This window comes from Streptomyces sp. NRRL S-118, from assembly GCF_000716335.1.
Lineage (GTDB): Bacteria > Actinomycetota > Actinomycetes > Streptomycetales > Streptomycetaceae > Streptomyces.
This window is the reverse complement of sequence record NZ_KL591038.1, coordinates 1-11,067: the sequence shown is the minus strand read 5'-3', so window position 1 is coordinate 11,067 and position 11,067 is coordinate 1. Positions and strand designations below refer to the sequence as shown.

The 11,067-nt window shown below is 68.9% G+C and carries 13 protein-coding genes; 7 read left to right on the top strand and 6 right to left on the bottom strand.

The window, feature by feature from the left end; translation table 11 throughout:
• Positions 1-165: 165 nt before the first annotated feature.
• On the top strand, positions 166-339 hold the full coding sequence (locus IH00_RS43075) for a hypothetical protein (RefSeq protein WP_158828118.1): 174 nt from the start codon (positions 166-168) through the stop codon (positions 337-339).
• Positions 340-454: 115 nt separating this feature from the next.
• Here the strand turns inward: IH00_RS43075 and IH00_RS45155 are convergent, their stop codons facing one another.
• Both IH00_RS45155 and IH00_RS45150 read right to left on the bottom strand, forming a co-directional pair.
• Positions 455-601 (bottom strand): DUF4913 domain-containing protein, encoded by a 147-nt coding sequence (locus tag IH00_RS45155; RefSeq protein WP_267882628.1) that lies wholly within the window; start codon positions 599-601, stop codon positions 455-457.
• Between the two features lie 17 nt (positions 602-618).
• A complete protein-coding gene (locus IH00_RS45150) occupies positions 619-849 on the bottom strand; it encodes a DUF4913 domain-containing protein (RefSeq protein ID WP_267882627.1) in 231 nt (76 codons plus the stop codon).
• A 173-nt stretch (positions 850-1,022) separates the two neighbouring features.
• On the opposite strand from IH00_RS45150, the gene IH00_RS42355 reads away from it, so the two are divergent.
• The 6 genes from IH00_RS42355 to IH00_RS0134830 all read left to right on the top strand — a co-directional run bounded on the left by IH00_RS42355 (position 1,023) and on the right by IH00_RS0134830 (position 5,747).
• Positions 1,023-2,012, top strand: coding sequence for a YncE family protein (locus IH00_RS42355; RefSeq protein ID WP_107064585.1), 990 nt, complete (start codon positions 1,023-1,025; stop codon positions 2,010-2,012).
• A 415-nt stretch (positions 2,013-2,427) separates the two neighbouring features.
• Positions 2,428-3,006: a hypothetical protein gene (locus IH00_RS43070; RefSeq protein ID WP_158828117.1), complete on the top strand. Its 579-nt coding sequence runs from the start codon at positions 2,428-2,430 to the stop codon at positions 3,004-3,006.
• Positions 3,007-3,173: 167 nt separating this feature from the next.
• Positions 3,174-3,833 carry an HAD family hydrolase gene (locus tag IH00_RS0134845; protein WP_031080306.1) on the top strand — a complete coding sequence of 220 codons (660 nt, stop codon included), beginning with the start codon at positions 3,174-3,176 and terminating at the stop codon, positions 3,831-3,833.
• Positions 3,834-3,862: 29 nt separating this feature from the next.
• Complete coding sequence (locus IH00_RS0134840; RefSeq protein WP_031080304.1) at positions 3,863-5,041, top strand: helix-turn-helix domain-containing protein; 1,179 nt, start codon at positions 3,863-3,865, stop codon at positions 5,039-5,041.
• 53 nt (positions 5,042-5,094) lie between these two features.
• The gene (locus IH00_RS0134835) at positions 5,095-5,289 is read left to right on the top strand and encodes a hypothetical protein (RefSeq protein ID WP_158828115.1); all 195 of its coding nucleotides are present in this window, start codon (positions 5,095-5,097) and stop codon (positions 5,287-5,289) included.
• The gene (locus IH00_RS0134830) at positions 5,286-5,747 is read left to right on the top strand and encodes a DUF6415 family natural product biosynthesis protein (RefSeq protein ID WP_031080300.1); all 462 of its coding nucleotides are present in this window, start codon (positions 5,286-5,288) and stop codon (positions 5,745-5,747) included. Before IH00_RS0134835 ends, IH00_RS0134830 begins: the two co-directional genes overlap by 4 nt.
• Positions 5,748-6,859: 1,112 nt before the next feature.
• Here the strand turns inward: IH00_RS0134830 and IH00_RS0134820 are convergent.
• The 4 genes from IH00_RS0134820 to IH00_RS0134805 form a co-directional block, all read right to left on the bottom strand.
• On the bottom strand, positions 6,860-7,189 hold the full coding sequence (locus IH00_RS0134820) for a hypothetical protein (protein ID WP_234335083.1): 330 nt from the start codon (positions 7,187-7,189) through the stop codon (positions 6,860-6,862).
• Positions 7,190-7,700: 511 nt separating this feature from the next.
• On the bottom strand, positions 7,701-8,543 hold the full coding sequence (locus IH00_RS45630; protein ID WP_420710976.1) for an SCO2400 family protein: 843 nt from the start codon (positions 8,541-8,543) through the stop codon (positions 7,701-7,703).
• A gap of 1,397 nt (positions 8,544-9,940) precedes the next feature.
• A complete protein-coding gene (locus IH00_RS44670) occupies positions 9,941-10,447 on the bottom strand; it encodes a hypothetical protein (protein ID WP_234335087.1) in 507 nt (168 codons plus the stop codon).
• A gap of 193 nt (positions 10,448-10,640) precedes the next feature.
• Positions 10,641-10,946 carry a hypothetical protein gene (locus tag IH00_RS0134805; RefSeq protein WP_052411878.1) on the bottom strand — a complete coding sequence of 102 codons (306 nt, stop codon included), beginning with the start codon at positions 10,944-10,946 and terminating at the stop codon, positions 10,641-10,643.
• Between the last annotated feature and the right edge of the window lie 121 nt (positions 10,947-11,067).

Here is an 11,067-nt window from a genome sequence, read left to right as displayed (position 1 = left end):
GGGTCGTGGTGTGGGGGCGTCGGCAGTTGTGGAGGGGCCGGGTGGGCGTCGTTGCGGTCGGGGGCTGACCCGGCTGAGGGGGGCCTGTTTGCCGTGGACTCGTTCGGCTAGTTCGACGTATGCCTTTTCTGCCCAGTCGTCGGTGGGCTGGTCCCATTAGGTGTCGTGGAGGTAGTCGGGGGCGGCGTCGGTGAGGAAGGCCTGCGGCAGGTGCAGGCCGACGTCGAGGCGGCGGGCGTCCATCGCCACGGCGCCACCCACTCCGCCGCCATCACCTTCGCCGCTGTCGTCACCCTCGCCGCCACCGTGGCCATCACCATCGCCACTCTTCACACCTAACCGCCATGCGCCGGCACCGCGCCCACTCGGCCCGACCCGCGCTCGACGATGTTCTCGAGGGTGCGCGGAACATGCCAGCCGCACCAAGGCGCCCCGGGCGGCCGCGGGCGGCGGGTCACGCTCCGCCGTCACGCCAGGCGCTGGGCACCATGCCGGGCATGCGGTGGTGGACTTGGTGCTCGCCCTTGGTACATCCGGCGAAGGGGCCGCTGAAGGAGCGCAGTTCTCGCAGGCAGGGATCGAGGTGGTCGCGGTGCCACACCGAGGGTCCGGTGTAGCTCAGGTGGCGGAGTGGGTGCACTCCTGCCAGGCCAGCCACAGGGCGGGCAGACGGGCGACGGGGTGTTCGAACCACAGGTGGCACCACCGGCTGTCCGCCGTGGGTTCGCCCAGGTAGCCGGGCACAAGCACCCCCTCAACCCACTCGATCAGGGCGCGCAGCTCGTCGTCGTACTGCGGGGAATCGATCAGCAGGATGGAACCGAGGCCGGCCGCCCGCCAGTCGGCCACGGACAGAACCTAAGGCCGGCTTCGCTCCGGAGCGCTGACGCGTTCTCATCACCGCGGCGAAGATGGCTGGAATGGTACGCCAGCCGAGTGAAAGACGAGGAGCTGCGCAATTATCTTCGCTCGGTTCGGGTATACCTCAAAAGTAATACTGGAACACGGTAGGAGATGCTGTCATGGCGGTACACATTTACTCCACGGACACCGACGACGGAACGCTAACGGTAAGCCGGACAAGTGACGGAAAATCGTTTGAGCAGCAAGCAAAAATTCGCGTAGGAAACGCCCCTCGTGGCGCCGTGAAATTCACCCAAGATGGGCGCGGCTATGTATGTAATTGCGCAGGTGACACCATCTCCGAAATCAACTCACATAACAACGTAGAAGTGTCTAGAATTTCAGTTGGCCCGGCGCCTCGAGGACTTGCAATCGTTCCAGGGGATCGGTGGGCTCTTGTCTCCGTGTCTGGCGGCGATTACATCGCTGTTGTGGATCTCGAAACCCGCGAAACTGTACATCGCGTCTCAGTTGGGCGCGATCCACGACACATGGCGGTCACGCCCGATGGAAATGTGGCGTTCGTTGCCATCTGGGGCTCTCACTACGTTTCGGTACTCGATCTCATGCCACTCAAAGACGGTGAAGTGCAATCAATTAGTGAGGTAAGTAGGATCGAAATCGGCGACGAGGCCCATCCTTATAGTGTTGGGCTGCAGCCGAACTCTGACGTGGGTTGGGTGGCGAACACGCGCGCGGCCTATGTCTCACGCTTCAGTGTTTCTGAGCGGCGCTTGATCAATGCCGTCGAGGTTGGGTCGATCGGTAGCCGAGCCGTCGCCTTCACATCCGATGGGGATTTTGCCCTGGTGACAGTGGAGAATACTTCCGAGTTGCTAGCCGTTAGCACCGGAGACCTCCAGATCACCCGACGGGTTCCGGTCGGGCCGGGACCTCGCGGTGTAGCGGTTGATTCGGCTGACCGAGCGTACATCGCTGTCTTCGAACGCGGACCGGCGTCGAATGAAAGCAGTTTCAGTTTCACTCGAAACTCCTTGACGGTGGTGAACTTGTCTGAGATCACAACCTCTGAAGAGGTGAGATATCGAGAGATTCCTGTGGGTGCTGGTTCCTGTAGCGTATCGGTTCTGGATTTGGGCGGGTCCTGAAAGCTGTCTATGCTGAGCGCGGCATGGTGACTCCTTGGGCGCCAGCGCGCCCAGCGGTGAGCGGAATGACCGGCCTTGGGAACTGTGTGGATTTAACCCAGGAAACTGGACCGTTCCGGACGGCGGTGGACGTTTCCGAACACTATGATCCCTGCAACACGACAAGACAACCTCTTCCTCAGCCGAGAATTGCGGGACATCACACGAAGTCACGCCGCCGGTGGCTGGATTAGGTCACTAAAGGAGGCGCACTTTGCCAATTGAGGTGCACTTCAAATCTCTTTACCCATGGGCCATTCAACCTGAAGCCTATAAGGTGGATAGACCAGGGAGCCGCAAAGACGCGCAAATATACGAGGACAACTTCCGATTTGTGCGGACGAGTCGCGTTCCAGAACACTGCACTCCGTGGATTATGGGACAGGAGCTGGGATGGCGCGTAAGCAGCCCAGTAGACATTACCTTCTCTCCGCTTGAGCAGGTGGAAGTCGACGGGATTGCTGAAGCACAAGAAATCGGAAAAGTAACCAATCTGTCGGAGCTTTGGCTGCGGCGAAAGTCTCAAATCGCAACTGCGAAAAGTAACTGGCTCCACCTCTACCAGTTTAAGGGTGGCCAGGGATGGGAGAGCATGTTTCTCCCTAATGGGGTCGGTACAGTTGAATGGCGCCTTGGCTGGTCTGTCGACATTCCTCAAGGTTACTTCCTGCTCGTACTTCCTGGCGAAACGACAATGGAAGGTGTGGAAATCCTGACTGGCGTGTTGAGCAGTTCAGCAACTGATCGCATGTCAGAGAATGGTGTCAGCTTGGCAATGAAGCCGACTACGACCGTGACCATTCGTCGAAAGCAGCCTATTGCTCGCATCGTACTACTACATGCAGATTCACTTCGGGCGCGTTCGACTCACAGCGGGTACGGAGAATGGCCTACATCGGACGGCCGGTCAGGCATAAGTGAGGGGGAGTCGACTCCCGTGAATGTGTTGGAATAATCGCTGTTGGCGCCGGCGATGCCGAGCGACAGCGGCACGCCGTTCCGCTCGCGGGCCGTACCCGCGAACTTGGTCGCCGTCGTGACAGGCACGGCTGCGACGGGGACCGCCTGCGTGCCGGACGGGGGCGCTTTTCGCGTACCCGCGGCCCGTCTACGCTGCGGCTCATGATCCGCGTAGTCGCACTCGACATCGGCGAGACGCTCGTTCGCGATGACCGCTACTGGGCATCCTGGGCTGACTGGCTGGGCGTACCGAGACACACCCTGTCCGCGCTGGTCGGGGCCGTCACGGCGCAGGGCCGGGACAACGCTGACGCTCTCCGCCTCGTCCGGCCGGGCCTCGACCTCGGTGCCGAGTACCGGGCCCGCGAGGCCGCCGGCCGCGGCGAGCGACTCGAGGAGTCGGACCTGTACAGCGACGTCCGTCCAGCCCTCACGGCCCTCCGCGACGCTGGCGTGCGCGTAGTCATCGCGGGCAACCAGACCCGCAAGGCCGGTTCACTGCTGCGCCAGCTGGACCTGCCGGCCGACTACCTCGCCACCTCGGATGAGTGGGGGGTGGCGAAGCCTCACCCCGACTTCTTCGCCCGCGTCCTCGACGCCGGCAAGGCGGCGCCGTACGAGACGCTCTACGTCGGCGACCACCCGGTGAACGACACCTTCCCGGCGTCCGAGGCCGGGTTGCTGACCGCGCACCTGTGCCGGGGCCCGTGGGGTCACCTGTGGGCGGACGATACGGCGGTCCAGGAGGCTGCGGACTACACGATCCACAGCCTTCACGACCTGGTGGACATCGTCACCGAGAGAGATGACACAGCTACCTGACGGCATGCCACGGCGCGTACGCTGCCCATATGCCGGACCCTATGCGCGACGTCGGCGCACGCATCGCCACGGCCCGCCGCGCACGCCGCATGACCCAGGTGCAGCTCGCAGCCGCCGCGCACATCTCCCCCAGCCTGCTGCGGAAGATCGAGCAGGGGCAGCGCCGCCCCAGTGACGAGGCGCTCGACGGGATCGCGGCCGCCCTGTCCCTCGACCCGAGCCGTCTCGAAGCTGGGCCCGACCGGTCCGAGGACCGCGTACGGATCGCCCTGCCCGCGGTGTCGGCGGCGATCGCCGCCTACGACGTTCCCGCCGGGGTGCTGGGCCGGTCGCTCGCCGAGCTGCGCGCGGCGGTGGCCGAGGCCGCTGCGTGGCGCCTCGCTTCGCAGTACGTACGACTCGTCACGGCGGCGCCCACGCTCCTGGCCGACACGCTCGCCGCGTTCCACACGGCCACCGGCCAGGACACAGCCGAAGCCGCCCGGCTGCTCACCTCCGCCGCCCGGTCCGCCGACGCAGTGGCGTACAAGCACGGCGCCCGAGACCTGTCCGCGCGGCTGATCGAGCTCATGCGCTGGGCGGCCCCGCACGCTGGTGACCCACTACTCCCGGCGGTCGTGAGCTACGTCCGCACGGAGACGTTCTTCGCGGCCCGCGCGCACGACGCCGGGCAACGCGCCCTGGAGATGGCCATCGACGCGGCACCGCCGCCGGACAACCCTCCTGCGGCGGCGGCCCGCGGCGCGCTGCACATGCGGGCGGCCGTCATCGCCGCCAGGGCGAAGGCCGCCGACTCCGCCCGAGCGCACCTGCGCGAGGCCGGCACGCTGGCGGAGCGGGCCCCCGAAGCGGTGTACGCGGGGACCGCGTTCGGCCCCGACTCCGTACGGATCCACCGCGTGGCCGTCGCGGTGAGCCTCGGCGGTGACCACGCGGCCGACGCGCTCACCGTGGCCCGCGAGTGGAAGCCCCCGACCGACCTGCCGGCCGAGCGGCGGTCCGGCTTCTACATCGAGCTCGCCCGCGCGCAGCTCTGGACCGGCCGCACGGATCACGCCTTCGAGTCGCTGAAGGTGGCGCGTCGGATCGCCCCTCAGCACACCCGCGAGCACCCGTGGGCCCGGGAGACTGCGGCCACGCTGCGGCGCCTGAAGCGCGCCGATGCCGAGAGCGTCACGGCGTTTGCGGAGTGGGTGGGCGCTGTCTGACGGTGACACAAGTTGTGTCACTTGTGGCCATGGCCGGGGCCAGTATCTCCGCCATGAGCGACACGACTGCACCACCCGGTGAGGACACGCCTGTCCAGGCGGTGAGCATCGTCCGCCTCCACGGTGAGGCGTGCTGGCACTGCGGCGCCACCCTCGGCGAGCTGTTCGCCGCCGGGCACATCACCCTCCCCGGGCAGGACCGCGTGTGGCCTGTCGTCGTCTGCGCAAAGCACCGGGAGGCGCCGTGACCAACTGCACCTACTGCGATGAGGGCGGCGCGACCTTCTGCATCCGCAGCCACGCCACCCCCGGCGGCCCGTACATCCGCGTCATGGCTCACCGCGCCTGCGCCCAGCGGCACGGCGTCCCGGTGCTGTACATCGAGGCGATGCGCGCCGACGCGGCGGTGCTCCTCGAAAGCGCCGCCCTGCCCCCGGCAGACGTGCTTGAGACCACGCTGCTGCGCGTACGGGGCCACGTCCAAGTGCTCATCCCGGTGGTGGCCGACGCGGCTGTCTCCCGGCCCCGCCACGATGACCTGCGGGTCCGCGCGTCGGCCGGGATCGGCGAGGCCCAGGCACGCCTCGGCGAACAGCCGTCGGCCGATCTCGTCCGGGCCGTCCGGCATGCGCAGCGTCTCGCCCGGTCGGTGGTCGCCCTGACCACCCACCTCGCCGCCCTCCGGAACGCCGGGGAGGAGCCATGAACGCCACGTTGATCTGCGTGGACTGCGACCAGCCGATCGCGGAAGGCGGGGCCGTCACCCTGGAGACACCCGCCTCGGCATCCGGCGCCCGCCCGGACATGCACATACACGCGGATCCCCTGCGGTGCCCGGCGTCACCGCAGGCCCGGTGGAGTCGCGCACCGGCGCCGAAGCGCCACCCCTGATCTCCCGTGCGCTGCCGTGCCACCGATCCGGCAGCGCACGGGCCCCATCCCCCTCCCGGCCGTTCCGTCCCCCCGTCACGGCCGGGCGGGGCTTCGTTCGTGCACGGGCATCGCTTCCTGCACCGGCAAGGACCTGCGAGGAGGCGCGACTACTTCGCCTTGCCGCACGTCGGGACAGGAGGGGACTGGAGGTGCGAGGCCACTGCGGCCTCAGCGGGAGCTGCGACTTTCGCCGCCTTAGTAGGGTCCAAGCTCGTCGACGTGGCCCTCGCCGCCACGGTGTTCACCTTCGCCGGCGTCTCCGCCAGCACGTCCCCGGCCGGACGGCGCAGGGCGTCACTGGCGGCCCCGACCAGCCGCGTCCCGAGCTGCGCTTGAGGCCCTTCCCGCCATGACGCGTCCTTGGCCAGCCGGTCCCAGTGCTCGCGCACCGGCAAGGACGTGCGAGTCGAACCGCTCACCTCCGCCATGCCGCAGAGGGACTACTACGGAGCCACCCGCCCCTGACGCTGCTGGCTCCCGCCACAAGGACCGGTGACCTGCCCGGGTGAAGGTCGCGGAGCGACGGCGCGTCGGCGCTAGGTATGCCCGCGGACTACTCTCACGGTGTCCTTCGAGGCTGGAGCCCACTGGGTCAGCCAGGAAGGAGGCACCATGGGCCAGAGCCGGAGGAAACGAGGCCTCGCCCACGGGCTGGCTACGATCTCAGTCGGTCTTTGGGTCGTGGCCCTTGTCACCTGGAACCGAGAGGGCCTGACCAAGTCCGTCCCCGTCGTCTCGCTCATCCTTGTGATCGCTGCCCTGCCCTGTGCGGCGGCGGCCGCCAGTCTGTACCGGCGAGCGCGGCGTTCCACCCCGCCGATCCGCTGGTGGTGGGTGGTACTCGCATTTGCAGCCGTGGCAGCCGCGGTGCTGTTCACCGGTTTCCTAGCACCCGTCGGGGTCGTACGGCCAGTCGGCGAACGTGCAGTGCAGGGTGCAGGCGGGGGTGGCGGGCTGGTCGCTGGTCTCGAGGCGCAGGTCGATGCCCTGGCGGCCCCGGCGGCTGATCGGCGCCTTCGAGCACTTCAGACGCTCGGTGGCGCCGGTGCCGTCACGGCCGGGGAGCTGGATGCGGTAGGCGAGCACGCAGTTCCCGCGGTTCGCGCCAGGGGCACCGGCGACGGGCTGTCCGCTGCCGGGGTGGCCGCCCTGGCCGAGGAGCGCGCGGACGTTGGCGTGCTGCCCGGCACAGCCCGCGTCCCGACTTGCACACACCAGCGCTCGACGAACTCCCGATCGTCATCGTTCAACGCACTCCCGACCAGGACACGTGCCGCCTCGCCCTCCTGCGAGCGGTCGCGAAGCGCCCGCTCCAGCGTCTCGACCACCACCTCATGGGGCAGATGCGGCAGCGCGGGCGGATTCTCGAAGCGCAGATGAGAGTGCATCCCGCGAGGGTACGTGCGCCGGCCGCAGCGGGACCGGGCAAACGTTGTCTGATGCGGCACTAGTAGTGCTTCATTACGTTGAATCAACTCAAACAGGAACGCACGGTGCGAGCAGGTCGAGGGGGCCGGCGTGGCCAGCTGAGGGGAGGTTGGCGGGCCTGTCGATGACCGGGCTCCGTCGTGAGGGTGCGTGTTCGCGGGCTTGCTCCCGACCGTGCTGCGCCCGGAGGGCAAGGTGTTGGTGCCAAGAGCGCTGTACTGGGCTGACGAGGTCCGCGACCCGCCGCCTGACACTTCCTTGCGGCAGGTGCAGCGGGCCTCGTCGTAGCTTCCCTCTGTCAGCGCGGCAGCAGCCGCTCCGTACCACCGCGCAGCGCATCGGCAAGCGGCCTGACCGTAGGGCTCGGTGTGGGGTCGTCCGTGGGTGGGGTGCCGGTACTGCTACTCGGGCTCGGAGTTGGTGTGGCAGTCGGCGGCGGGGTGGATGGTGCCGTCGGGGTAGGCGAGGGACTGGGGCGGCCGCTGGACGGGTGCGGGGCCGGGGTGGGAGTCGCGGACGGCGGAGTCGTGGTGGCGGGAGGAGCCGTGGGAGAGTGTGATGGCGGGTGCGTGACTGTCGCGCGAGGCGGTCGGATCACCTCGTCGGCGCGGTCCCGGCTGCTCCCTCTGGCGGGGTGCGTGACCGCACGTTCCGGTGGGCTTGAGGCACGCGGCGGTGCGGTGGCGTGCCCTTGGGGCGGTTCGGTGGGTGACTGTTCCGGGCCCGGGGGTACGTCGGGGAGGTCGGCGGACTGGGGCTTGGCCGTCGGGTCGGGAAGCACCGTGCCGGCAGCGATGCCGCCCAGCATGGTGAACGCGGCCGCGGCGAGGGTACGGGCGCCGTACTTCTTCCAGCGCGGCGCGCCGTGACGGCGCCGGCCCTCGGGCACCTCGGTCGGGGAAGCCGGGGCCGGGGCGGTCTCGGCTGCCCGTTTCCGGGGAGCGGGGATCGCCGGGGAAGGCGCGGGTGGTTCGACGGGGTCTGGTCCGACGCTGAAGAGGGCTTCCATCGCCGCAGTGTCGACCGCCGGAGCGCCGTCGCCCGATCCGCCCGGCAATGCCATGTCATCGTCGTACGCCCCGCACTCCGGGCACGTCACGGTGTTGTTGAGAGGGCGGCGGCAAGGAACGCAATAGTTCATGGGACCGACCGATCAGTGCGCGAGTCGCTGGAAGTCAGCTCTGCCGGGTCGCCCTGCTGGGTGGCTGCCCGTTGCCACGTAGCAGCGCCGGGCGCTGCGCGGAAGGGTGCTGGACATGTGCGAACCTCGCTCACTCGCCGGCTCAGGGATGGGTCGCCGGTTACCGGGTTCAACGGATCACCGCGCGCCGGTTGCTCAAACAGCGACTGAAACGTGGGCTACGTAACCCGCCGCAGACCTTCGACGTCACTCTCCTCACCGCCAGACCTCCGAGCGCGCCGCCACGTGTGCCGCGCTCCCGGCCCCGGCGAGAAGCGGGCAGCCAGGCTTGTCCGCGACCTCGCCCATGAGCTCCTGGCCTTGGACGAACGGACCAAGCGGGCGGGCTTGGGGACCGCCGGACGCTGCGCCGCGGCAGCACGGCCGACCAGGTGTCCGCCCCATGAGGCCGGGACGGCGGGCCGACTCGGGCTCTCACGCCGCGGCCGCGCCGCGAGATGGTGCCGCACCGGCGGCCATGCCGCCGCGAGGCCGCGGACGAAGCCCGGCGTGTCCTCGTCGAGCAGGGCGTGGCGGCGACAGGTGGCGTCGGCCTTCCTCGCGGTCGGGGCGGGCGCCACCTGCTCGGTCGAGGGGCCGACCGGTACACGCGTCGAGCCCGAGCCGACGCGACCACCGCCCACGCTCGCGCCGATGGCCGTACCCGCTCCACGCCTCCGGGGCCGGAAGCAATCTGCTCGTACGTCCCCTCGAAACCGCCGAAGTCGTCCACCGCCGCGGGCACTCCCAGGGCGCCGGCCTGCACCCGCAGGGCCTTCGCCATGGTGTGCAGCGCGGGCGCGAGCCCCTCGCCGAGCCGGGCCGTGACGGCGTCCGGAGCGGCGTCCTGGTCGCGTTCCCCGACTGCCGTCAGGATCTCGGCGGTCAGCGCCGCCGCGTTCTCCCGGGCCGCCTGGACTGAACTTTCGGCGTCGATGTGCTGGAGCGCCGTGCGGTAGTTCCCGATCAACGCCTCGACGATGGCCTGCTGCTGATCCCGGATCTGCTCCAGCTCCGCCTTGGCCCTCTTGACCAAGTTCCGGTTCCCCGAGGGGTTCGGACGTCGGCTTCGGAAGTTCCGGGGCGGGCGGCGGGGTGGTGTGGAGCGTCTCGGTGCCGCGTACGTCGACGGTCCAGCCGGCGTCGGTCAGGGTGGCTGCGATGCCTCGGGCGACCTCTTCGCGGGCGTCGCGGCCCGCAGTCCGGGAGCGGTTACGTCGATCTGGACCCGGTCGGGGCGCCAGATCACGGGCGTGGGGGTGCTGTAGCTGACAGCTGGGGCCGTGTCGCTGGTATCGGTCTGCTGGGTGAATCCGGCGTTTTACAGCAGGCGAGCGGCGCGTTCGGTGGTCGGGGCGTCATCCGGGAGGGGCGCGCAGCACACCGGCGTCGATGCGGACGGTGCGGCGCGCGGCTTCGGGGGTGGTGGGGGCCTGTTCGGCGGCGGTATATCCGGCGGCGCGGAGCACGCTCAGGGCGGCGCGGACGCGGGCTGCCGGGGCGGTGGGGAAGGTCAGGAGCGTGTAGTCGGCGAAGCGGTCATTGTCGGGCTCGGCGTAGAAGAAGCCCTCGTTCCCCGTGGGGTAGCCGTTGGTGGTGAACTCTTCGTTGGCGGCGAGGAGCTCGGCGACGGTGTCGGTATCGGCATCGGGCGAGACCGACTGGGGCGGGACGGGGTCGACCTGGTAGTCGCCGCGGTCGATGTCGATGCCGAGGCGGATGAAGAAGTCGCCGACCAGGACCACGATGTCGGCGCCGTTCCATTCGCCGTTGCTGTCCTCGATGCTCTTGGATGCGCGAAAGAGACGGCTGATGGCCTGGCCTTCGGACGTCGTCGGGTCGTAGTTAAGGGTGGTGATGGGCACGGTCATGTCCTCGCGTGATCGAGGGATGGTGGTGTCGGCGTGCAGCGGTTGGGCGGCTGCGGGCCGGTGGACGGACCGTGACTGGCGGCGGGACAAGGCCCGCAAGTAGAGGCGGACGCCGGTAGGCAGAGGCGGGGAGGACGATGCCGCCCCGCCCCAGGCTCGGGGCGGGGCGGCGGGCGCGGTGGCCGGGTCAGATGGCGGTCAGGTCGGCTTCCCGGGCGTGGATGGTGGCGGCTTCGATGTACGCGCCGGCCATGTCGGCGGTGGCGGCACGTTCCTCGTCGGTGGTGTCCTCGGGGCGATCGAAGGTGTCGGCGGCCTGACGGAAGTGATGGGCGCAGTGCGGGGACTGGCTTGCGGCGGACTTGCCTCCCTTGTCGTCCTGCCAGGTGGCGCGAGCGTCGGCGACGATGGCGAGGACGTTCAGAGGGAGGTCCTCGACCGGATCCGCTGGTCCGGCGCTAGCTGAGTGCGCGGCACCGGCGCAATCGGTCACGATCAGACCTCGTTCGGGTGAAGCGGCGGTGTGGGTTCTGTGGACACCGGCTGCATCTGGTGATCCTCAGGTAGTACTCCAGCAGGAGTTTGCTGTCTGACCTGGGGCGATGCCGGGCGGC